This window comes from Micromonospora sp. NPDC005299 (assembly GCF_042872345.1).
Lineage (GTDB): Bacteria > Actinomycetota > Actinomycetes > Mycobacteriales > Micromonosporaceae > Micromonospora.
Genome location: NZ_JBIAKG010000009.1, coordinates 63496 through 85720, shown reverse-complemented (window position 1 = coordinate 85720; position 22225 = coordinate 63496). Strand labels below are relative to the sequence as shown.

The following is a 22225-nucleotide window of genomic DNA, read 5'->3' as shown; positions in this document are numbered from 1 at the left end:
CGGCCAGACTTGTCGGCTGGCCGGACCCGCGGGGGGTCCGGCTTCGTCGTGTCACCGTCTGGACGGGGAAAACACTCATGGCCCTCGGCGCCACGTTCGCCGCGCTGCGCCACCGCAACTACCGGATCTGGGCCGCGGCCGGGTTCGTGTCGGTCATCGGGACCTGGATGCAGGTCCTCGGCGTCAACTGGTACGTGCTGGCCGAAACCGGGTCGGCCACCTCGATGGGGTTCACCGTCCTGCTCCAGGCGCTGCCCACCCTGGTGCTGAGCGTCTGGGGCGGCGCGCTGGCCGACCGGCTGCCCGCGAAGCCGCTGCTGATCGGCGCACAGGCCGCCCACGCGCTGCTCGCCGCCGGGCTGGCCGTGGCGGCCGTCACCGGCGTCGGCGGTCTCCCGGCGATCTTTGCGATCTCGCTGGCCACCGGCGCGGTCTCGGCGATCGAGGGGCCGGTGATGGGCCGCTGGGCCTCCACCCTGGTGGACCGGGAGAGCCTCGGCAACGCCCTGGCGCTCGGCTCGCTCACCAACTCCGCCGGACGGATCCTCGGCATGAGCCTCGGCGCCGTCGTGGTCGCCGCGGTCGGCCCCGCGCTGCTCTTCGCCGCGAACTCCGTCAGCTTCGTCGCGGTCGTCGTGGCGCTGTTCGCCGTACGCGAGGGGGACCGGCACGCCGGCGAGCCGGCGGCGGCCGACGCGGCCCCGGCCGACGGCGGCATCCGGGCCGGCTTCCGCTACCTGAGAGGCCAGCCGGTGGTGCTGGTGGCCTTGGCGCTCTCCTTCGTGCTCGGCAGCCTGGGCCGCAACTACCAGGTCACCATGGCCGCGATGAGCGACGGGCCGCTGCACGGCGGCGTGTCCGGCTACGGCCTCCTCTCCACCGTCTTCGCCGTCGGCACGGTGCTCGGCGCCCTGTTCGCGGCGCGCCGCGCGGACCTCCGGTACGGGGTGCTGGTCGGGGCCGGCCTGCTCGCCAGCGCGCTGCAGATCGTCGCCGGCCTGGCCCCGGGCACGCTGAGCTTCGCCGCGGTGATCCTGCCGGTGGCGGCCGCGGCGGTGGTCATCGACACCACGGTCGGCGCCCGGGCCCAGCTCGACACCGACTACGCCATGCGCGGCCGGGTGCTGGCCGCCCTGGCCGTCACCGGTTCGGTCTCCGCGGCGGTGGGCGCGCCGCTGCTCGGCTGGCTCGCCGAGCACGCCGGCCCCCGGCAGACCCTGGTGCTGGCCGGCACGGTCACCGCCGTCGCCACCGCGGCCGCCGGCGTGGCCCTGGACCGGCTCCGCGAGCGCCGGCTGGGGCACCGGCTCACCCGGGTGCTGGCCGCGCCCGCCGCCCGCCCGGTCCGCCGGGTCGCCGCCACCGCCGCCCGGGTCGTCCGCCCGGCCGGTGCGGGGCTTGGCGCCGTTCACGCCGCGGCGCTGCCCCGGCCGACGGTGCTGGCCGGCGCCTCCCCGGTGGCGCTTCCCGCCACCGGGGCCGGCGCGCGTCCCGGCGCAGGCCGGCTCCGGTCCAGCCGTGCCGCCCACGCGGCGCAGGACTGCGCCGCCTGCGCGCCCCACCGGGGCCGGCGCCGCTCCCGCTCGACCGATCTGCGGTCGCCGTTCGCGCACCGCGACGGCTGCCCCGCCGCCTGACCCCGGCCGGGCCCGCTCCCGCATCATCCGAGCGGGCCCCGGCCGGCGCCGGTCAGTGCTTCAGCAGCCGGTGGGCCTCCCGGATCTTCGTCCACGACTTCGGCTGCGCCGGGGCGAGCGCCCCGCGTGCGGCGGCGGCCGGCTCGGGGCGCCCGGCGGTGAACAGCCAGGTCGTGAAGACCGCGTCGAGGTCCTGGCCGGAGATCCGCTCGGCGAGCGCCTGGAACTGGGCGATGGTGCCGTTGCCGTAGCGGTGCTCGGCGGTCCAGGCCGGCAGGATCCGGAAGAACGCCTCGTCGCCGACGGCCAGCCGGAGCTGGTGCAGTGCCATGGCGCCCCGGTCGTAGACCGCGTCGTCGAAGATGTCGCCGGCCCCCGGGTCACCGGGGAGGACCTGCCAGAACTCCGAGTCGGCCGGGTAGCTGGCGTAGGTGAAGTCGAACAGCTCCTGGGCGGTGCCCTCGCCCTGCTCCTCCGACCAGAGCCACTCGGCGTACGAGGCGAAGCCCTCGTTCAGCCAGATGTTGCGCCAGTCGGCGACCGAGACCGAGTCGCCGAACCACTGGTGGGCGTTCTCGTGCACCACCACGGACGTGTTGGCGCCGCGCCGCCAGAAGCCGGGGCCGTAGACGGGGCGGCTCTGCGTCTCCAGCGCGAAGCCGATGCCGTCGACCGGACCGGCGACGCCGCCCTGCGCCTCGAACGGGTACGGCCCGAACACGCCGCTCTCCCAGTCGATGATCTCGGCGGTGCGTTCGATGCTGGCCCGGGCGGCCGGCCCGAGATCGCCCAGCGTGGTGCTGTACGCGTTCGACACCGGCTGCCCGTTCGGCGCGGTGTCGGTGACGATCTCGTACTGCCCGATGGCCAGGAACGCCTGGTAGGTGGCGCCCGGTTTCACGCTGCGCCAGCTCCACCGGGTGCGGTTGCCGGCCTCGGGCAGCGGGGCGCGCGGCTGCACGCCGTTGCTGACCACCTCGAGGCCGGTCGGCACCGAGACGGAGATGTCCCAGGTGGCCTTGTCCTTCGGGTGGTCGTTGCTCGGGAACCACCACCAGGCCGACTCGGGCTCGTTGACGGCGAGGGCGCCGTCGGCGACCCGGGTCCAGCCCGTGTAGCCCTGGACCAGCGTCTCCGACGGGATGCCGGCGTATTTCACCACGACGGTGAGCTGCTGTCCCTTGAGGATCGGCCGGGGCGCGGTGACCACCAGCTCGTGCGCGCCCTGCCGGGCGAAGCCGGCGGACCAGCCGTTGACCCGGACCGACTCGACGCCGAGGACGAAGTCGAGGTTGAACCGGGACAGGTCCTGGGTGGCGGTGGCGAGGATCGTCGTGGTGCCGCTGAGCCGGTCGGTGGCCGGTTCGTAGCGCAGCCGGATGTCGTAGTGGCCGACGTCGTAGCCGCCGTTGCCGTAGTCGGGGAAGTAGCTGTCGCCCAGCCCGGGGCTGCCCGGGGTCGGGGTGGCCGCCGCGGGCTTCGGCCGGCCCCAGCCCGGTAGGGCGGCCTGGCCGGGGGCGCCGGTCACGACGGTGCCGGCGGTGGTGACGGTCAGGGCGGCGATGGCCGCCGTGAGAACGCGTCGCACGAGGTGGGCTCCCTCCATCGGGGTGTACGCACCGCCAAACCTAATCGACGGTGATGAACACGTCTGCCCCGGAAGGCGAGCGGGCGCTATTCAATTTGTGGCAATGTTTCGATACCATTACCGACTAGTAACAAGCACCGACCCCCCTGGCCACGCGCGCGGTCAACGGGCTCCACCACCCCTGTCCCGTGGAGGTCCTGTCATGTCCCGTCGCGTCCGCACCGCCCTGGCCGCGCTGCTCGCGGCCTTCCTCGGCGCCGTGCTCGTCCCCGGCGTCGCCCGGGCGGCCACCGTCAACTACGTCGCCCTCGGCGACTCCTACTCCTCCGGCGTCGGGGCCGGCCCGTACGACCTCTCCACCTGCCTGCGCAGCCAGAAGTCGTACGCCCCGCTCTGGGCCGCCGCGCACGCGGTCACCAGCTTCCGGTTCCCGGCCTGCGGCGGCGCGGTCACCGCCGACGTCATCGGCAGCCAGGTGAACTCGCTGAGCACCGGCACCACCCTGGTCACCGTGACCATCGGGGGCAACGACGCCGGCTTCGCCGACGTCATCACCAGCTGCCGCTTCGGCAGCACGTCGAGCTGCGAGAACGCCGTCAACGACAGCCGTGCCTTCGCCACCGCCACCCTGCCCGGCCGGCTCGACAACACGTACGCCGCCATCCGGAACCGGGCGCCCAACGCCCGGCTCGTGGTGCTCGGCTACCCGCGGCTGTTCGAGACCGGCTACTGCGGCCTGCTGGCCATGAGCACCTACAAGCGGACCATCCTCAACAACGCCGCCGACCTGCTCGCCACGGTGATCGCCGACCGGGCCCGGGCGGCCGGGGCGACCTTCGTCGACGCCCGGCCGTTCTTCGCCGGTCACGGCGTCTGCGCGACCGACCCGTGGATCAACGATGTGAGCGGGCTCATCGAGGCGTACCACCCGGACGCCGACGGCTACCGCCGCGGTTACCTGGCCGCGCTGACCGCCGCGATCGGCTGATCCGACGCGGCGGGCGGCCGGCGGTCCGGGATGGACCGCCGGCCGCCCGCCGTTGTGAGGGAGGTGTCCGGCCCGGTCAGCGCGCCGGCACCAGCTCGCCGGTCAGCTCCGGCTCGGTGCTCCGCACCGACGGCTGGCCGTGCCGTCCCCGCGCCGCCCGGCGGCCGGAGGGGACCGCCAGGGCGGCCAGCGCGGCGGCCAGCGAGATGCCGGTCAGCAGCAGGAAGCCCATCGTGAACCCGGCCTCCCGGGGCAGCCCGCTCGCCTGCGGGTGGGCGGTGATCACGCTGCTGGCCACCGCGGCGCCGATCGCGCCGCCGATGGTGCGGATGTTGGCGTTCATGCCGGTCGCCACGCCGGTCTGGCGGGCCGGCACGCTGGCCACGATCAGGTTGGCCATCGAGGCGAAGGCCAGCCCGATGCCGAGCCCCACCAGGCCGCCGGCCACGCCGATCTCCCAGCGGGTGTCGTGCGCGACGGTCAGCATCGCCGCGGCGAGCACGTTGAACACGGCGCCCGTGGCCAGCTGCGCCTTGGCGCTGAACCGGGCCGCCAGCCGGCCGGCGACGAGGCCGGCCACGAACATGCCGACCAGCATCGGCAGCATGAGCAGCCCGGCCTGGGTGATGCTCGCGCCGAAGCCGTACCCGGCGCTGGTGGGGATCTGCACGAACTGCGGCAGGAAGGCGTAGACGGCGAACATCGAGGCGCCGTAGAGCAGGGCGACCAGGTTGGTCGTCCAGACCGCGGGCAGGCGCATCATCCGCATGTCGATGAGCGGGTTCGCCGAGCGGGTCTCGGCCACCAGCCAGCCGACCAGGAGCACGACGGCGAGCGCCAGCAGGCCGATCACCCGGCCGGACGTCCAGCCCCAGGCGGCGCCCTTGCTCACCGGCAGCAGCAGCGCCACCAGCCACCCGGAGAGGAGCAGGGTGCCCGGCCAGCTGACCCGGCCGGGGGTGCGCACCGGCGACTCGGGGACGAACCGGTGCGCCGCGAGCGCGGTGAGGCCGACGACGACCATCGGGATCCAGAACAGCCAGCGGTAGCCCAGGGTGGCGACGATCGGCCCGGCCAGCACGACGCCGAGGCCGCCGCCGGCGGCGACGATCGCCGAGATCGCCGCGACGGCCGAGCTGACCCGGGCGGCGGGGAACTCGTCGCGGATGATCCCGAAGGAGAGCGGGAAGACCGCGCCACCGATGCCCTGGACGACCCGGGCGAGGATGAGCATGCCGATGGTGGGGGCGACGGCCGCCAGCAGGCAGCCGAGCGCGAGCGCGGCGAGGGAGACGACCAGGGTCCGCTCCTTGCCGACCATGTCGCCGACCCGGCCGAGGACCGGGGTGAAGATCGACGCGGACAGCAGGTAGGCGGTCAGCACCCAGGTCACGGTGTTCTGCGAGGTGTGCAGGTCGTGCTGGATGGTGGGCAGCACCGGGGTGATCAGCGACTGGAGCATCGCGAAGAAGCCGGCGCCGGCGGCGAGGACGAGGAAGGTCAACCGGCGCGAGTCGCGCCGGACGGTGTCGATCACGGAAAATGGCTCCCGTTCGCGTGACGAGGAAGAGGGTGTCGCAGGGCCGCTCGCGCGGATCGGGCGACGGTGGCGGCCCCGAGCGTGGGTGTGTCTCAGCGGGTTGCGGGCATGGTGGGACCTCCCGGGTCCGATGTCTGGTTCGCCGATCGCGGCGGGTGGGATCGGCGGGGGAAGCCGGAGTAAGCTATCCGGAGGCAAGGCTCCGGTCAGTTCCGGAGGGGTGCCTCCACTAACGTAGCGGAGGGGTGCCTCCGCTTGCAAGGGGAGAGGGGTGACGCCCGTCATGGCCAGCGCGGACCAGCTGGGTGAGGTCTTCGCCCGGCGCCCGAAGCGGGCCGATGCCCGGCGGAACTACGAGGCGCTGATCGCCGCCGCCCAGGAGGTCTTCGGCGAGTGCGGCGCCGGCGCGTCCCTCGAGGAGATCGCCCGGCGGGCCGGAGTGGGCATCGGCACGCTCTACCGGAACTTCCCGAAGCGACTCGACCTGTTCGAGGCGGTCTACGTCGAGGAGGTGCGCGCGCTCAGCGCCTCCGCCGCCGACCTGGCGGACCGACCCCCGTGGGACGCCCTGGTCGCCTGGCTGCACCGGTTCGTCGCCTACGTCGGCACCAAGCGGGCCCTCGCCGAGGAACTGGTGCACGACTCCGAGGTGTTCCGCAGCTGCCGCACCGAGATCTACGCCGCCGGCGAACCGTTGCTGCGCCGCGCCCAGGAGGCCGGAGTGGCCCGGCCGGACGCCACCTTCGACGACGTCGTGCGGCTGGTCAGCGGGATCATGGCGTACCAGTTCCCCGAGCCGGCCCAGCGCGACCGCGTGCTCGCCATCGCCCTGGACGGCCTGCGCCACCCGGCCGCGCCCCGCTGACGCCGACGGTCCACGAGGGACGCACGGGTCCCCCGGCGTTGCGCCGGGTGTCGACAATGGTGCGACACCCGTCGTGGCCCGGAGGTGACGAATGCGCGAACCGGCGACCCGGCCCCGGCCCGCCCGGGAGAAGCTCCCGGCGGGCGGCCTCGAACTGCTCTCCCTGCTGGCGCGGCTGCTCCGGCGACCCCGCCGCGGCGACCGCCGGCTGCCCCTGCTCTGGCTGGTCCGCCCGGCGGGGGACGGCGTCGTGGGAGCTCTTCTGCGCCGCTTCGTCGGCCAGGGCAACCGGCGCCGAGTGCCGCACGCCGTCTTGGACCTGGCCGCCCGACCGGGGCCCGACGACGTCGCGGGAGTGCTGCGCGAGCTGCACCGGCAGCTCTCCGTGGAGGCGTTCGGGGCGGCCCGGCTGCGGTTCCGGCACTACCCGCTGGCCGACTGGCTGATGCACCAGACCCTGGCCGTCGGTGTGGACGCCGCGGACAGCGGCCGGGCCGCACTGGTCCACCGGCTGCGCGACTGGCGGGGCCGGCGGGCCGGCGACGATCCCCAGGTAAGCGGCGGGTCGGCCGTCGGCACCGCGCTCCAGGTGCTGCTCTGGCTGCTGCGCCGGGCGATGCCGAGCGTGCTCTTCCGGATCGCCGTCTCCGGCCGGGTACCGGTGTTCGGGCGGCAGTACCGCTGGTTCATGCGGCAGCAGTACCTCGCGCCCCGGCAGTCCGTGACGTTCCTCGGCTTCGCCGAGCGGCTCACCGCCGGCTGGCGCGACGGCGAGCACCCGGCCCAGGTGGAGAAGTTGCTGCTGCACGCCTTCCTGGAGGACCTGCGGCAGGCGTACCGGCGGCGGTTCTGGCGGCCGGGTGACTGGCGGCGCACCGCGTACCCGGTGCTGCTGCTCGACGGGGTGAGCCCGGACAACGTCGGGCACACCCTGGTCCGGCTCCTCGACGAGGTGCGCAACGAGACCGGCCGCAACGACCCGCTGCTGGTGGTGGCGGTCGCCGCCGGCCCGCCGCCGGAGCGGGCCGCGACCCGGCCGGTGGTTCAGGCCGAGGAGGCGTACGAGGAGTGGGCCGAGGCGCTGCCGGAGATCCGGCGGCTGCGCCGCGCCGGCGCCTGGCTCGTGGTGCTGCGGATCGACGGCGAGGACGTCGGCGCCCCGGTGGGCGTGGCCCCGCCGGGGCTGGTCGCGCCGGAACCGCCCTGGTGGTCGCGGCGGTTCCTGCCGGCCGCGGTGGTCCTGGTGCTGCTGGCCGGGGCGGCCGTGTGGGCCAACGGGCGGTGGGCCCCGGACTGCCGCCCGTGGCCGACCGACCGGGTGAGCGTGCGGCTGGTCGGCGGCGAGTGCGTCGGCTACAGCGACACCGCCGGCCAGGTCTTCAACAGCGAGCCCGGGCAGGACCGGCTCCGCGCGGTGCAGCGGCGGATCTTCGCGCAGAACCGGGCCGCCGAGGAGGTGTGGCGGCGCAGCGACCACCGCCGGCCCTACCTGACCCTGGTCTACCTGGGCAGCCTCACCGGCAACCGCACCCGGGCGGACGAGGAGTCGTACGTCTCCGAGCGCGAGGAACTGGAGGGGATGGCGACCGCCCAGTACGCGCTGCTCAAGGAGTCGGCGGCGGCGGACGACGCGGCGCTGCTGCACATCGTGGTGGCCAACGCCGGCCGGCAGATGCGGCACGCCGGCGACGCGGTCCGGCTGCTGGAGGGGCTGGCCCGGGACGACCCCACGGTCCTCGGCGTGATCGGGCTGGTGGACAGCCGCACCAGCACGGCGTCCGCGCTGCGGGAACTCAACCGGGTCGGCCTGCCGGTGCTCGCGCCCACTCTCTCGGCCGACAAGATGGACGCCAACTCCAGCCTCTACCTGGCCATGTCGGCGCCCAACCGGGAGCAGGCCCGGATGGTCGAGGCGTACGCCCGGCAGGTGCTGCGGGTGGGTGAGGCGCACGTCTACTGGACCACCGGCGAGGGCAGCTCACTGGCCGAGGACCTCTACGTCGCCACCCTGGTCGACGGGCTGCGGGAACGGTTCGGCAGCCGGCTCACCCGGCTCGACGAGTGGCGCAGCGGGCGGCGGATGACCCAGGAGTGCGGCTACCGCGGGATGCTCTTCTTCGCCGGGCGCTGGTCGGAGTTCGACGGGTTCCTGCGGGCGCTCAAGGAGTGCGGCGCCGACCCGCCCCGCCACCTGGTCGCCGACGACTCGGTGAACCGCTACATGGCCAACCCGGGGCTGCGGGCCAGCGCACCGGGCAACCTGCCGGTGACGTACGTGTCGAAGGCCGCCCTGGCGACCTGTGCCGCGCTGCGGGCCGCGCAGGCCCGGCGCGACGACGCCCGGGGCAGCTTCCTCACCTGGATCGGCGCGGACGACCTGCTCGACCCGCCGCGCTGCCGCGACGGCGTCAACGCGCCCGTCGGCGAGCGGGTCAGCCTCGCCTACGACGCCTCGATGATGATGGTGCGCGCGCTGGAGAGCCTCGCCGCCCGGCTGCGGCACGCCGACACCGGCCGGCGCTGGGACCCCCGCGCGGTCAACCCGGTGGGGGTGCACGCCGAGGTGCTGCGGCAGAACGCCGCTGGCGGCTACCCGGGGGTGGGCGGCCTGATCCGGTACGCCCCGGACTCCGGCGAGCCGGTCGCCAAGCGGCTGGCGCTGCTCACCGTGGCCCGGGTGCCCGACGTGGCCGCCCCGCCGGTCGAGGTGTTCGCCTGCGGGGTGGCCGACGAGGGCCCCGACCCGGGCTGCCGCCCCGGCTGACGCCGCGGCGGCCGGCGGCCCCCGGGGCGCCGCCGGCCGTCACCGTCCGGTCAGGACGCGGCGTGGTCCGCGTTGCTCGGCCGGCCCCACGGGCCGGTGATGGCGAAGACGTAGCCCGGGGACTGGATGTTGGCGAACAGGATCTTCCCGTCCGGGCTGAACGTCGGGCCGGTGAACTCGCTGTCGTTGAGTTCGTTGCGCGCCAGCGGGTACGCCTTGCCCTGTTCGGTCACCCCGACCAGGTGCGACACGCCCTCGCCGTCCTCGGCCAGGATCACCCCGCCGTACGGGGACACGGTGATGTTGTCCGGCCCGTCGAAGTTGCCGTTGTCCGCGTCCGGGTCGGTGTTCACGCCGAAGATGGTCTTCAGCGTCACCGTCTCGGTGCGCGGGTCGTAGAACCAGACCTGGCCGTCGTGCTCGTTGACGCTGCCGTCGTCGTGCCGGGCGAAGCTGGCCACGAAGTACGCGCCGCCGTCGGCCCACCAGGCGCCCTCGAGCTTGCGGCTGCGGGTCACCTCGGCGTCGGTGAACTGCTTGCGCACGGAGACGGTCCGGGCGTCCCGGTCCGGCACATCCACCCACCGCACCTTGTAGCGGGTGCCCGGCGTGGTGGCCTCCGACAGGTCGGCCACATGCTGGCTGCCCCGGAAGCAGCTCAGTGCCTGGAGGCGGCCGGCGGTGTCCCCGTCCGGGCGCTGGGCGAGCGCGCGCAGCGCGCCCTTGCCGGCCCGGAAGCCGGCCGGCGGGGTCCAACGGAAGTAGAGGCCGTTGGGGCCGCCCGCGTCCTCGGTCAGGTAGATGGCGTGGGTGTACGGGTCCACTGCGACCGCCTCGTGCGCGTAGCGGCCGAGGAACTTCAGCGCCACCGGGTTCTGGTTGGCGGCCCGGTCGTGCGGGTCCACCTCGAACACGTACCCGTGGTCCTTCAGGTACTGCCCGCCGGCCCTCTGCTCGGTCTCCTCGCAGGTCAGCCAGGTCCCCCACGGGGTGATGCCGCCGGCGCAGTTGTTGTGGGTGCCGGCCACGCTGACGTACTCGCGCAGCCGCCGGCCGTGCCGGTCCACCTCGATGGTGGTGGTGCCGCCCCGGGCGCCCGGGTCGTAGGTCAGCCCGGGCAGCGCCGGCACCGGGTAGGGCTCGTCGCCGCCGATCTCGTGGTTGTTCACCAGCACCGAGCCGTTCGGGCCGCGGAAGCAGCCGGTGCCGTCCGCGTCGCTCGGGGTGGCCTGCCCGGACTCCAGCAGGGTCCCGCCCGCTTGGGCGACGACGGTGTACGAGAAGCCCGGGGGCAGGGCCAGCAGGCCGGCCGGGTCCGGCACGAGGTCGCCGTAGCCGACCGCCGGGCGGCACGCGGCCCGGGCCGCAGCCGGGCCGGCGATGGCGTCCAGGCTGCCGGCCACCACGATGCCGAGGCCGGCGGCCGCGCCGCCGTGCAGCACGGCCCGGCGGGAGATGGGGGAGGAGGTCACGTCGTCGCCTTCCTGTTCACAGCGTTGCTCTGGGACAGAGGCAAGTCGGGCCGGGGGAACGGCGTCCGGCGGGAACCGCCACCGTGGGATGAACAGTGGACCAACGTCGGGTGCGTGCCGCGTACTGTGCCGGGCCGCCGCGCGTCCGTTAGGGTTCCCCTCGATCGGGGACGGCGGCGTCGGAGGGCGGACGGTGGGCAGGCTCGCGACGGCGTACCGGCAGGCGGTCGCCCTGCACCGGCAGGCTCTGCGCCGCTGGGAGGCCGCCCGACGGGCGCTGGCCGCCGCGGGCCCGGCGCCCGTCGGCAGCCCCGAGCTGGTCGCCCGGCTGGCCCGGCTCGGCGGCGAGCTGGCCGGTCCCGTGCCCGGCACCGCCCGCGCCGCCACCCACCCCGTTCCGGTACGCCTCGGCGAGGCGACCACCGTGGACGGCGGATTCCCCGTGCTGGTGCCGCTGGGCGCGGGCGCCCACCTCGCGATCGACACCGACGCCCGGGACCCCCGGGTGGGCGAGCTGCTGCGGGCCCTGGTGGTGCGGCTGCTCACCGCCGCGCCCGCCGGCACGGTCCGGGTGGCCGGCATCGACCCGGTCGCGTTCGGCGCCGCCTTCCTGCCGCTGCGCCCGCTGCTCGACGCCGGCGCGCTCGGCCCGGCCGCCACCACCGTGGCGGAGACGGCCGCCCTGCTGGACGCGGCGGAACGGCACGCCCGGACCGCCCAGCGGGCCGCGCCCGAGGACCGGGAGCTGCTGCTCGTCGTCGCCGCGTCCGCCCCGCCGCCGCGCGAGCTGGCCCGGCTCGCCGCGCTCACCCACGCCGGACCCGCCGCGGCGGTCTGCGTGCTGCTGGCCGGCCACCCGGCGACCGGGCCGGGCGAGGCCCCGCCACTAGGCGCCACCACCCAGCTCCGGCTCAACGAGCGGTACGCCCTGGTCGGCGACCCGCCCGGCCGGCCGTTCAGCGCCGACGGCAGCGGCCTGGCCGCCCCCGTCCTGCTCGACGGGGACCCGTCCCACGCCACCGTGACCGGGCTGGCCCGGCGGCTCGCCGAGGCCGTCCGGCGGGCCACCGCGGTCACCTTCGCCGACCTGCTGCCGGCCCGGCGCTGGGCGGAGTCGTCCGCCGCCGGGCTGCGTACCGTGCTCGGCCGCGCCCGGGAACCGGTGACCGTGGCCTTCGACGACGCCACCCCGCACTGGCTGGTCGGCGGGCGCACCGGCGCCGGCAAGACCGTGTTCTTGCTCGACGTGCTCTACGGGCTGGCCGCCCGCTACTCCCCGGCCGAGCTCCAGCTCTTCCTGCTCGACTTCAAGGAGGGCGTCAGCTTCACCGAGTTCGTGCCCACCGAACGGGACCCGTCCTGGCTGCCGCACGCCCGCGCGGTCGGCATCGAGTCCGACCGCGAGTACGGCGTGGCCGTGCTGCGCGAGCTGCGCGCCGAGCTGACCCGCCGGGCCGACCTGCTCAAGCGGCACGGCGTCAGCAAGCTGGCCGACCTGCCGCCGAACGCCCGGCCGCCCCGGATCGTCACCGTGGTCGACGAGTTCCAGGTCCTGTTCGCCGGCAACGACGCGCTCGCCCGGCAGGCCGTCGACCTCATCGAGGAACTGGCCCGCAAGGGCCGCTCGTACGGCCTGCACCTGGTGCTGGCCAGCCAGAGCACCACCGGCATCGAGGCCCTCTACGGCCGGGCCGAGGCGATCTTCGGCCAGTTCCCGCTCCGGGTCGCGCTGCCCGGCGGGGGCGGCGTGCTCGACCCGCTCAACGACGCCGCGAAGGCGCTGACCCTCGGCACGGCCGTGGTCAACACCGCCGGCGGCACGGCCGGCGCGGACACCGACGTCCACTTCCCCGACGCGCACGCCGCCGCGGCCGACCTCGCGGCCCTGCGCCACGAGCTGTTCGCGGCCCGGCCGGCCGGCGCCCGCCCACCCGCCGTCTTCCGCGGGTACGAGACCCCCCGGCTCGCCGACGACCCCACCTGGGCCGGCCTGGCCCCCGGCGCCGAGCCGCCGCTCGCCCTGGTCGGCCGCACCGTCGACGTGGCCGGCAGCACCGCCGCGTTCCGCCTCGACCCGGTGCCCGGCCGGCACCTGGCCGTGGTCGGCACCGCCGCCGCCGGGGCGGACGTGCTCCACTCGGCCACGCTCGGCCTGGCCCGGCAGCACGCCCCCGGCACGGCCCGCTTCCTGTTCGTCCCCCTGGCGCCCGGCACCACCGGCACGGCCGACGACCTGGCCATGACCCTGGCCGCCGCGGGCCACCCGGTCCGCCGCCTCGACGCGGCGGCGCTGCGCACCCACCTCGCCGAGCTGGCCGACCCGCCCGCCCCGGGCGCCGCCCGGACCTACCTCGTGGTGTTCGGGATGGACGCCGCCGCCGGCGCGCTCGCCGCGGCCGATCCCGGGACGTTCCGCTCCGGCCACGACGACCTGCGGGCGGTGCTGCGCCAGGGCCCCGCGCACGGGGTGCACCTGCTCGGCTGGTGGCGCGGGCTGCGCCGGCTCGCCGAGGACCTCGGCGGCAGCCAGAACCGCGACGACGTGGCCTGCCTGGTCGCGCTGAACGTGCCCGCCGCCGACCTGGGGCTGCACCTGGGCGCGCACGACCTCGGTTACGCCCCGCGCGACGGCCGGGCCCTGCTGGTCGACCGGCACGAGCAGCGCACCGCCCTGGTCGTGCCCTTCGTCGGCGACGGGGACGAGTCGTGACCGGGTTCGACGAGTACGCGGCCCTGCTCCGCGAACTCTCCACCCGGCAGCGGGGCGGCGAGCGGGCGGTCGCCGCCGAGGCCGAACGCCGGCGCGCCCTCCAGTCCACCGTCGACCAGCTCGGCCGGCGGCTCGCCGCCCAGGGGCAGCGCCTCGACCAGCTCGGCCAGGCCATCAACCTGCCGATGCGCTCGGTTCCGGCCGAGAGCCCGGATGCGCCGGCAGTCCCGGTCGGCGCTCCGTCGGCGGCGGAACCGGCGCAGCCTTCCACCGGACCGGCCGCGCGCGCGGCCGGATCGGCGTCACCTGGCACGGGAACGGCCGCGCCTGGCTCCGGATCGGCCGCGCCGGGACTGGGATCGACAGCGCCGCCTTCGGGATCGGCTGTGTCCGGGTCGGAGCCGGCCGCGGCCACTGCCGGACCGGTCACGCCCCTGTCGGGCGGGGTGCAGGCACCCGGAACCCGGGGCGGGGCGACCGGCGGCGCAGCCGCCGCGCCGGGGCGGCCGGGGGTCGGGGCGTATCCCGAGGGAACGCTGCCAGGCCCGCGCGCGGGTGACCCGGCGACGGAGCTGGCTGCGGCCGCACAGCTGGCCGACGAGGCCGACCGGCACGGGCAGCAGGCCGAAGCTCTGGCGCGGCGACCCGTGCTGCTGCCCACCTGGTCGGCGCCGGCCCGGGCGGTCGCCGTCTACGCGGCCTGCGCGCTGGCCGGCTCCCTGCTCATGCTGGTGGCGCTGATCGGCTCGCCGCTGCCGGCCACAGGGCTCGACCTGGTGGCCGCCGTCTCGTGCGCCGGCGTCCCGCTGCTGTCCTTCCTGGCCGGACACCTGGTGCTGGGGCGCTGGGGCCGCGCGGTGATCGGCGGCGACACCCCGCCGGGGCGGTACGTGCCGCTCGGCTTCGTGATCTGCGCGCTGGTCGCCCCGTCGTTGTTCTGCCTCTACCTGGTGGTGTTCCGGCTGCTCAGCTGAGCGCCGCGAATTCGGCTCCCGGCTCGGCGCCCGGCCGTCACGTAGGCTGCTGGACAGGCGAGCAGGGGAGGGCGCGTGAGCGCGGCGGACATCATCGCGAGGCTGGCGGCGGCGGCCCAGAAGCTGGACGAGGCGAAGGCCCGGACGGCCGCCGCGGCGCAGGACGCCGCCGAGGCCCGGGCACTGGTGGCGGGCGCGCTGGAGGGTGTGGCGGCCGGGCCGCTGCTCAACATGATCGACGCCTACCGGCAGGCGCTCACCCAGGCCGCGCAGGGCGGCGAGCCGGCCCGGCAGCACGTGCAGGAGACGATCGCCAAGGTCCAGGCGCTGGGTAGCTGAGAGCGCCGACCCCCGCCGGTGGTCAGGGGTCGGTGAGGAGGAGCCACTCGTCGTCGCGCCGGCCGACGGTGGTGTCCGGCGGCCAGACGTGGGTCACGGACGCCGACGCGCGGGCCTGGTCGACCATTGGCCGGCGGGCCAGTGTCGCCCCCTCGAAGCTGGCCCGGCCGTGGAACACGGCCCGGCCGAAGTTGGCGGCCCCCTCGAAGCGGGCCCCCTCGAACCACGCCTCCGCGCCGAACTCGGTCCAGCGGAACAGCGCCATGTCGGCGAACCGCGTCCGGCGGAAGCCCGCGTACGCCTCGAAGGTGGCGTGCTCCATGGACAGTCCGGCCAGGAACACCGCCTCTCGGAAGGTCGCGCTGCCCGCGAACCGGGCCCGGTCGAAGCTGCTGGGCTGCCGCAGCGTGGCGCCCCGGAACGAGACCTGCCCGAAGCTCGTCCCGCGGCAGGACAGTGCGCCGCCCAGGTCGGCCCGGTCGAAGCTCACCTGGCCCGCGAAGCGGGCGTCGTCCAGCACGAGGTCCGCGTCGCCGGTGAGCTCCTCGAACACGGCGTCGACGAACTCGGCGGTCAGCCGCAGCCGTCCGCGCACGACCGCCCCGGCGAAGCTGGTGCTGCCGGTGCAGACCGCGCCGGTGAGGTCGAGGTCCACCAGGGTGCAGCCGGCGGCGTCGAAGTCGTGCAGCCGGGCGCCGGTGAGGTCCAGCGCGATGCCGGGCCACCAGTCGTCCCCGTCCGCGCGGAGGTGCCGGGTGAGCATCCGCTGCGCGGTGCGGCGCACCTCGGTCTCGCGCGGGTCGTCGGGCGCCGGCATGCGGAGGTACGCGCACAGCACCGCCACGATCGTCGGCCGCTGCCCCGAGTTGTCCTGACCGAGTCGTTCCAGGGCGTGCAGGCCGCCGAGGCGTACCGCGGGGTTGTCGCTGCCGACCAGCTCGATGGCCCGGACGTACAGCTCGGTGAGCCGCCGCTCGGCGGCGTCGTGTTCGACGGCGGCGGACTGCCGCTCCTGGTGCCGCTGCCCGGCCTCGGCGACCGTCTCGGCGTGCGCCTGCACCCGGTCGCGGTGCGCCTGGTCGCGCGTGGCCACGGCCTCCTGGTGCCGCTGCCCGCGCTCGTTGATCCACTGTCGACGGGCGGCGAGGAGCAGCGCCAGCCCGCCGCCGGTGCCGGCGACCACGGTGAGGCCGGTGCGGATGGCGTCGACGCGCAGCGTGGCCCGGGTGTCCGGTTGGGCGGCCCGATCGGCCTCGGCGAGCAGCCGGTCCAGCACCAGCCAGCCGAGCAGGACGGCGAGCAGCAGCCCGAGCAGCGCCAACCACCAGGGCATCACCCGTAGCGGCTTCTCCGGCGTTGGTGGGGCGGACACGGCGCTCAGCATGCCATCCGTGCCGGCGGTTCGGGGGCCCCACCGGACGCTGGATACGCCGGTTTGTGCCCACTGTGGAACAAGGGGTTACCAGCGCGTAACTTTCCATTGACGTGTGTGAAATCGGACACGCATCATCGTTTTCACGATCGATCGGATCCCCCCACCCGTCCCTCCCGGAACATCGGGGCCTCCCACCGGAGGTGCAGCCCATGCTGCTCCGAACGATCCTGGCCGCCACCGCCGCCGCCACCGTCCTGCTCGTCCCGGCCACCGCCGCCCTCGCCGAGCCCACCACCACCGAAACCACCGCCGCCGCAGCCGCCACCGGCACCACCACGGCCGAGGTCACCACGGCCGACGCCACCGGCCTCGCCGCCGCCGGCGCCAACCCGGTCATCGTGGTCGGCGGCCTGATCGGAATCTCCATCGCGTACGAGCCGATCGCCGCCCGGCTGCGCGCCGGCGGCTACCGGGTCTCCATCTACCAGTTGCCGAACCTCGGCTTCGGCGACATCCGCGAGTCCGCCCGGGCCCTGTCGTCCTATGTCGACCAGGTGCGCGCCGCCACCGGGGCGGCCAAGGTGGACCTGGTCACCCACTCGGAGGGCGGCCTGGTCTCCCGCTGGTACGTGAAGTTCCTCGGCGGCGCCGGCAAGGTCGACCGCTACGTCAGCCTGGGCAGTCCGCAGCAGGGCACCTACGTCGCCAACATCATCAACTTCCTGGGGCTGGGCAGCTGCGTGGGCATCGTCGCCTGCCAGCAGATGTCCATCGGGTCCAGCTTCCTCGCCGACCTCAACGGCGGCGACGACACCCCGGGCGCGGTCCGCTGGACCACCGTCCGCACCTGGCAGGACGAACTGGTCCGGCCGGTCGACAACGCCTCCCTCGCCGACGGCGCCACCAATGTCCTGGTGCAGGCGTGGTGCCCGCTGCGGATCGTCGGCCATCTGGGCCTGATCCTGGACGGCACCACGTACAGCGTCGTGCGGCAGGTGCTCGCCGGCGCCGCGATCCGCCCCAACTGCTTCGCGGTCTGATCAGGGCCGGGCTCGACGGTCGCCGCGCCGGCGGCCGTCGAGCCCGGTTCAGCCGGTGGTCCGGCCGAGGATGAGGTCGGCCGCCCGCCAGGCCAGCGCGGTCACCGGCGCGCTGGTCCAGCCGGACACCATCACGGGCAGCACCGACGCGTCGACCACCCGCAGCGCGGTCACCCCGCGTACCCGGAGCTGGGGATCGACGACGTGCTCGTCGTCGGGCCCCATGGCGCAGGTGCCGATGGCGTGGTAGCCGCAGTAGCCGTGCGCCCGGCCGGCCTCGATGATTTCCTCGTCGGTCTGGGTCGCCGGTCCGGGCAGGGTTTCCGCCGCGATCCGCTTGGCGATCGGCCCGGTGGCGAACAGGTCCCGCATGAGGCGCACCGCGTCCACGGCGACCCGGCGGTCGTGCGCGGTGGCGAAGTAGTTCGCCACGATCGCGGGCGGCGTGCGGGGGTCGGGGCCGGTGACGGCGAGGCTGCCCTCGCTGTCGGGGCGGGTCACCGTGCCCAGGCACAGCAGGCCCGGCTCCCGCTCCAGCTCCAGGGCCCGGCCGGGCCGCGGTGACGCCGCCGAGAAGGGCGCCATCAGCAGGTGGACGTCCGGGCGGTCCAGCTCCGGACGGGACCTGACGTGGGCCGCGACGTCCATCACCGGCAGGGCGAGCGGGCCACCGCGGGTGACCAGGTAGCGCAGGGCGGCGCGGGCCTGGCCCAGCGGGCTGCCCAGCCGGGCGTTGTAGCCGCCGAGCTCGGCGAGCCGGTACTGCAGGGGAATCGGCCGGTGTTCCCGCAGGCCCGCCCCTACCCGGGGCCGGTCCAGCAGCACCGGGACGCCGGCTGCGCGCAGGGTGTCGGCCGGCCCGATTCCGGAGACCTGCAGCAGGTGCGGGGTGGCGAGGGCGCCCGCGGCGAGGATCACCTCGGCGGCCGCCCGGTGGTCGACCTCCCCGCCCCGGTGCGCGACCCGTACGCCGACCGCCCGGCCGCCCTCCACGAGCACGCGCAGCGCGACGGTGTCGACCGCGAGGGTCAGGTTCGGGCGCTGCCGCACCGGATGCAGGAAGGCGTCGGCGGCGGTGACCCGGCGCCCGGCGTGGATGGTGGCCGTGGCGTAGCCGATCCGCTCGCCGTCGTCGGCGTCGAGGTCGTCGACCCGGCGCCAGCCCAGCGCCGCCCCGGTCTCCAGCATCTCCTCGCAGAGCGGGTCGGTGCCGGTGGCGACGGACAGGCGCACCGGGCCGCCGGCGCCGCGCGTCGGGTGGTCCTCCAGCCGGGCGAAGATCGGCCGCATGGTCGACCAGCCCCAGCCGAGGGGCGCCAGCGCGTCCCAGTCCGCCGCCGCGCCGCGACTCCAGATCATGCCGTTGATCGAGGTCGAGCCGCCGACCATGCGACCGCGCTGCCAGGTCTCGCGCCGCCCCGGTGCGATGGTCGCCGGATAGTGCCAGGCGGTGCGGGGGTCGTCCATCAGCCGGGCGAACGCCTTGGGTACGCGCACGAAGGGGCTGTGGTCCCAGCCGCCCGCCTCGATCAGCAGCACCTGGGTGCCCGGGTCCTCGCTGAGCCGGTTGGCCAGCACGCACCCGGCCGCCCCGGCACCGACGATCACGTAGTCGAAACCGTCCACTCCGGACCCCCGCTCGTCCCGGGCGTGAGAATCCTTCTGACGGTAGCGGCTCGATCACGCTTCGGAAAGGGGCCGGGTCAGGTGGCCTTGGCGAGCGCCTCGAACTCCTCGTCGCTGAGCCGCACCTCGGCCGCCGCGACGTTCTCCTCCAGGTGTGCCACGGACGACGTACCCGGAATGGGAAGCACGGCCGGCGACCGGCGCAACAGCCAGGCGAGGGCGAGCTGCGCGGGCGTCGCGCCGTGCTCGGTGGAGATCGCGTCCAGAGGGCCGCCCGGCCGGGCCAGGTTGCCGGTGGCGATCGGGAACCAGGGGATGAACGCCAGGTCGTTGCGCTCGCAGTGGTCCAGCACGTCCTCCGCGCTGCGGTCGGCGAGGTTGTAGAGGTTCTGCACCGACACCACCGGGGTGATCCGCCGGGCCGCCTCGATCTGCGCGACGGTCACCTCGGAGAGCCCGATGTGCCGCACCTTCCCCTCCTGCTGGAGCAGCGCCAGCTCGCCGAGCTGGTCCTCCAGCGGCACCTTCGCGTCGATCCGGTGCAGCTGGTAGAGCGGGATGCAGTCCAGGCCCAGGTGGCGCAGGCTCAGCTCGCACTGCTGGCGCAGGTACTCGGGGCGGCCCACCGGCCGCCAGTCGCCCGGGCCGGAGCGGGTCAGCCCGGCCTTGGTCGCGATGACCAGGTCCTCGGCGTACGGGTGCAGCGCCTCCTTGATCAGCAGCTCACTGACGAAGGGGCCGTAGGAGTCGGCGGTGTCGATGAAGGTGACCCCCAGCTCGTACGCCCGCCGCAGCACCCGCACCGCCTCGGCCGGGTCCTTCGGATCGCCCCAGACCCCGGGGCCGGTGATCTGCATGGCCCCGTAGCCGAGCCGGTCGACCTGGAGGTCCCCGCCGATCCGGTAGGTGCCCGAGGCCTTCGCGGGCCCGGTGCTGGTCGCCATGGCGTTCCTCCTGCGCGTCGTCGTCGGCGGCGGTCACCGCCCCGACCGGAAGTCTTTCCCGCGAATCGCCGTCGTCAACATCCGGGGGAGGGCGTTTCCGCCGCCGCCGCGACCCGCCGCCCGGCAGGGTGGGCAGTTTGCGGCGAGCGACCCCGGGGGCGGGCGCCGCCGTGCGACGCTGGGCGGAACGGTGGTCTGGAGGTGCGCATGGCCGCGACGCCACGGCTCGACTTGGCGCTCGACACGTACGAGTGCATCGTGCTCTACCCGGGACCGTCGGGTCGGGCGCTGCCGGAGGAGACCGTGCAACGGCTCCAGGCCGAGCACCTGCGGCACGTCCAGGCGCTGCAACGGCGGGGAATCGTCCTGGTCGACGGTTCGGTGGACGGCCCGGCCCGCGAGCCGGACCCGCCGATCGGCTTCGGCCTGGCCCGCACCGGCTCGGTCGACGACGTCCGCAGCGTGATGGAGGCCGACCCGGCGGTGCAGGCCGGGCTCTACCGCGTCGAGGTGCTCACCTTCCTCTGCCCGGCCGGCTCGCTGGAGTTCCCGCTCGCCAAGACGCAGAGCTGACTGTCGCCCGGGCGATCTGGGCGCCCCCGGCGACGACCCCGCGCCGCCCGCGCCCCGGATCGGGGGCAGCGGACGCCGGCGCCGGTCGATCTCCGGGAGCACCCGGTCGAGGGACGAACGCGAGCGGTACCATTTCCGCCGCGCGGTCGCCGATGCCCGCCACACACGACGTCCCGGTGCGGTGCCACACCGCCCGCCCGCGCGGGTATCGCGCGTCGTTGGACAACTGTTCCGCAGTCCGAAAGGGGCCGGCCGGCAGGCCGACCCGAAGGAGAGACTAGCCTGATGGGCGTGACACGCCGCGCGAAAATCGTCTGCACCCTCGGCCCCGCCACCTCGTCCCCCGAGCGCATCCGGGGCCTGGTCGAGGCGGGCATGAACGTGGCGAGGCTGAACTTCAGCCACGGCAGTCACGAGGACCACGAATCGGTCTACCGGCTGGTCCGCGAGGCGGCCGAGGCGGCCGGGCAGCCGGTCGCCGTGCTCGCCGACCTCCAGGGTCCCAAGATCCGCCTCGGCAAGTTCGCCGAGGGCCCGCACGAGTGGCGCACCGGCGACTCGGTGGTCATCACCGGCGACGACATCGTCGGCACCAAGGAGCGGGTCTCCTGCACCTACCGCAAGCTGCCGCAGGAGGTGAAGCCGGGCGACCGGCTGCTGATCGACGACGGCCGGGTCGCGGTCGAGGTCAGCGACGTCACCGGCAACGACATCCGCGTCCTGGTCACCGAGGGCGGCCCGGTCTCCAACAACAAGGGCGTCTCCCTGCCGAACGTGGCGGTCAGCGTCCCGGCCCTGTCGGAGAAGGACGCCGACGACCTGCGCTTCGCCCTCGGCCTGGGCGTCGACCTGATCGCGCTCTCCTTCGTCCGCTCGCCCGAGGACATCAAGCTCGTCCACTCGATCATGGCCGAGGAGGGCGTGCTCCGCCCGGTGCTGGCCAAGGTCGAGAAGCCCGAGGCGGTCGACCACCTGGAGGCGATCGTGCTCGCCTTCGACGGCGTCATGGTGGCCCGCGGCGACCTCGGCGTCGAGCTGCCGCTGGACGAGGTGCCGCTGGTGCAGAAGCGCGCCGTGCAGCTCTGCCGGGAGAACGCCAAGCCGGTCATCGTGGCCACCCAGATGCTCGACTCCATGATCGAGAATTCGCGCCCCACCCGCGCCGAGGCCTCGGACGTGGCCAACGCGGTGCTCGACGGCGCGGACGCGGTGATGCTCTCCGGCGAGACCAGCGTCGGCAAGTACCCCGTCCTCACGGTCAGCACCATGGCGAAGATCGTCACCACCACCGAGGCCGGCTCGATCGGCGTGCCGCGGCTGCAGCACGACCCGCGTACCCACGGTGGCGCGCTCACCGTCGCCGCCTCCTCGATCGCCCGGGCCATCGGCGCCAAGGCCATGGTCGCCTTCTCGCAGACCGGCGACACCGTCAAGCGGCTCGCCCGCCTGCACTGCGACCTGCCGCTGCTGGCCTTCACCCCGGTGCCCGAGGTGCGCAACCAGCTCGCGCTCTCGTGGGGCGTGGAGACGTTCCTGATGCCGTTCGTCGAGCACACCGACGACATGTTCCGCCAGGTCGACCAGGCGCTGCTCGGCCTCAACCGGGCCAACCCCGGCGACTACGTGGTGATCGTGGCGGGCAGCCCGCCCGGCACCCCCGGCTCCACCAACACGCTGCGCGTGCACCAGCTCGGCTCGCTGGTCGACGCCGCCTCCGCCCGGGCTCTTCAGTGAGCGGGAGGAGCGAGCCGGGCCTGCGAGCCCCGCAGTCGCGAACGGAGACGGCTCAG

At 75.1% G+C, this 22225-nt stretch carries 16 protein-coding genes; 10 read left to right on the top strand and 6 right to left on the bottom strand.

Going from position 1 to position 22225, the window contains the following annotated elements; genetic code table 11:
- Positions 1 to 77: 77 nt before the first annotated feature.
- Positions 78 to 1637, top strand: a complete 1560-nt coding sequence (locus ACFYPD_RS24145) for an MFS transporter (RefSeq protein WP_387117570.1) — start codon at positions 78 to 80, stop codon at positions 1635 to 1637.
- Between the two features lie 52 nt (positions 1638 to 1689).
- Here ACFYPD_RS24145 and ACFYPD_RS24140 read toward each other — a convergent pair whose 3' ends face one another.
- A complete protein-coding gene (locus tag ACFYPD_RS24140; protein WP_387117567.1) occupies positions 1690 to 3225 on the bottom strand; it encodes a M1 family metallopeptidase in 1536 nt (511 codons plus the stop codon).
- A gap of 202 nt (positions 3226 to 3427) precedes the next feature.
- Here ACFYPD_RS24140 and ACFYPD_RS24135 point away from each other — a divergent pair, with 202 nt between their 5' ends.
- Positions 3428 to 4213 carry an SGNH/GDSL hydrolase family protein gene (locus ACFYPD_RS24135; protein ID WP_387117564.1) on the top strand — a complete coding sequence of 262 codons (786 nt, stop codon included), beginning with the start codon at positions 3428 to 3430 and terminating at the stop codon, positions 4211 to 4213.
- Between the two features lie 76 nt (positions 4214 to 4289).
- Here ACFYPD_RS24135 and ACFYPD_RS24130 read toward each other — a convergent pair whose 3' ends face one another.
- On the bottom strand, positions 4290 to 5750 hold the full coding sequence (locus ACFYPD_RS24130) for an MFS transporter (protein ID WP_387117561.1): 1461 nt from the start codon (positions 5748 to 5750) through the stop codon (positions 4290 to 4292).
- A 274-nt stretch (positions 5751 to 6024) separates the two neighbouring features.
- Between ACFYPD_RS24130 and ACFYPD_RS24125 the strand changes: the two genes are divergently transcribed.
- Together ACFYPD_RS24125 and ACFYPD_RS24120 are read left to right on the top strand one after the other, a co-directional pair.
- On the top strand, positions 6025 to 6618 hold the full coding sequence (locus ACFYPD_RS24125; RefSeq protein ID WP_387117558.1) for a TetR/AcrR family transcriptional regulator: 594 nt from the start codon (positions 6025 to 6027) through the stop codon (positions 6616 to 6618).
- 91 nt (positions 6619 to 6709) lie between these two features.
- Positions 6710 to 9382 carry a hypothetical protein gene (locus tag ACFYPD_RS24120; protein ID WP_387117555.1) on the top strand — a complete coding sequence of 891 codons (2673 nt, stop codon included), beginning with the start codon at positions 6710 to 6712 and terminating at the stop codon, positions 9380 to 9382.
- 50 nt (positions 9383 to 9432) lie between these two features.
- On the opposite strand, the gene ACFYPD_RS24115 is transcribed toward ACFYPD_RS24120, so the two are convergent.
- Positions 9433 to 10854: an alkaline phosphatase PhoX gene (locus ACFYPD_RS24115; RefSeq protein ID WP_387117552.1), complete on the bottom strand. Its 1422-nt coding sequence runs from the start codon at positions 10852 to 10854 to the stop codon at positions 9433 to 9435.
- 193 nt (positions 10855 to 11047) lie between these two features.
- On the opposite strand from ACFYPD_RS24115, the gene ACFYPD_RS24110 reads away from it, so the two are divergent.
- The 3 genes from ACFYPD_RS24110 to ACFYPD_RS24100 all read left to right on the top strand — a co-directional run bounded on the left by ACFYPD_RS24110 (position 11048) and on the right by ACFYPD_RS24100 (position 14877).
- Positions 11048 to 13564 carry an FtsK/SpoIIIE domain-containing protein gene (locus ACFYPD_RS24110; protein WP_387117549.1) on the top strand — a complete coding sequence of 839 codons (2517 nt, stop codon included), beginning with the start codon at positions 11048 to 11050 and terminating at the stop codon, positions 13562 to 13564.
- Positions 13561 to 14538: a hypothetical protein gene (locus ACFYPD_RS24105; RefSeq protein ID WP_387117546.1), complete on the top strand. Its 978-nt coding sequence runs from the start codon at positions 13561 to 13563 to the stop codon at positions 14536 to 14538. The genes ACFYPD_RS24110 and ACFYPD_RS24105 overlap by 4 nt, the downstream gene beginning before the upstream one ends.
- A gap of 75 nt (positions 14539 to 14613) precedes the next feature.
- On the top strand, positions 14614 to 14877 hold the full coding sequence (locus ACFYPD_RS24100; RefSeq protein ID WP_091267883.1) for a DUF6244 family protein: 264 nt from the start codon (positions 14614 to 14616) through the stop codon (positions 14875 to 14877).
- Positions 14878 to 14899: 22 nt separating this feature from the next.
- Here the strand turns inward: ACFYPD_RS24100 and ACFYPD_RS24095 are convergent, their stop codons facing one another.
- Entirely contained in the window at positions 14900 to 16249 is a 1350-nt protein-coding gene (locus ACFYPD_RS24095; protein WP_387117543.1) for a pentapeptide repeat-containing protein, read from the bottom strand.
- A 212-nt stretch (positions 16250 to 16461) separates the two neighbouring features.
- Here ACFYPD_RS24095 and ACFYPD_RS24090 point away from each other — a divergent pair, with 212 nt between their 5' ends.
- Positions 16462 to 17292 (top strand): esterase/lipase family protein, encoded by an 831-nt coding sequence (locus ACFYPD_RS24090; RefSeq protein WP_387117540.1) that lies wholly within the window; start codon positions 16462 to 16464, stop codon positions 17290 to 17292.
- Between the two features lie 48 nt (positions 17293 to 17340).
- On the opposite strand, the gene ACFYPD_RS24085 is transcribed toward ACFYPD_RS24090, so the two are convergent.
- Both ACFYPD_RS24085 and ACFYPD_RS24080 read right to left on the bottom strand, forming a co-directional pair.
- Positions 17341 to 18918, bottom strand: a complete 1578-nt coding sequence (locus ACFYPD_RS24085) for a GMC family oxidoreductase (RefSeq protein ID WP_387117537.1) — start codon at positions 18916 to 18918, stop codon at positions 17341 to 17343.
- A 77-nt stretch (positions 18919 to 18995) separates the two neighbouring features.
- Positions 18996 to 19862 carry an aldo/keto reductase gene (locus ACFYPD_RS24080; RefSeq protein WP_387117535.1) on the bottom strand — a complete coding sequence of 289 codons (867 nt, stop codon included), beginning with the start codon at positions 19860 to 19862 and terminating at the stop codon, positions 18996 to 18998.
- A 207-nt stretch (positions 19863 to 20069) separates the two neighbouring features.
- On the opposite strand from ACFYPD_RS24080, the gene ACFYPD_RS24075 reads away from it, so the two are divergent.
- A complete protein-coding gene (locus tag ACFYPD_RS24075; RefSeq protein WP_387117532.1) occupies positions 20070 to 20435 on the top strand; it encodes a YciI family protein in 366 nt (121 codons plus the stop codon).
- A 285-nt stretch (positions 20436 to 20720) separates the two neighbouring features.
- Entirely contained in the window at positions 20721 to 22169 is a 1449-nt protein-coding gene (gene pyk, locus ACFYPD_RS24070; RefSeq protein ID WP_387117529.1) for a pyruvate kinase, read from the top strand.
- The last annotated feature ends 56 nt before the right edge of the window (positions 22170 to 22225 follow it).

What these genes read in the sequence shown, in the direction of transcription:
- ACFYPD_RS24120 (WP_387117555.1), top strand. Translation starts at nt 6,710, where the DNA reads ATGCGCGAACCGGCGACCCGGCCCCGGCCCGCCCGGGAGAAGCTCCCG.
- ACFYPD_RS24090 (WP_387117540.1), top strand. Translation starts at nt 16,462, where the DNA reads ATGCTGCTCCGAACGATCCTGGCCGCCACCGCCGCCGCCACCGTCCTG.
- ACFYPD_RS24135 (WP_387117564.1), top strand. Translation starts at nt 3,428, where the DNA reads ATGTCCCGTCGCGTCCGCACCGCCCTGGCCGCGCTGCTCGCGGCCTTC.
- pyk (WP_387117529.1), top strand. Translation starts at nt 20,721, where the DNA reads ATGGGCGTGACACGCCGCGCGAAAATCGTCTGCACCCTCGGCCCCGCC.
- ACFYPD_RS24075 (WP_387117532.1), top strand. Translation starts at nt 20,070, where the DNA reads ATGGCCGCGACGCCACGGCTCGACTTGGCGCTCGACACGTACGAGTGC.
- ACFYPD_RS24145 (WP_387117570.1), top strand. Translation starts at nt 78, where the DNA reads ATGGCCCTCGGCGCCACGTTCGCCGCGCTGCGCCACCGCAACTACCGG.
- ACFYPD_RS24080 (WP_387117535.1), bottom strand. Translation starts at nt 19,862, where the DNA reads ATGGCGACCAGCACCGGGCCCGCGAAGGCCTCGGGCACCTACCGGATC.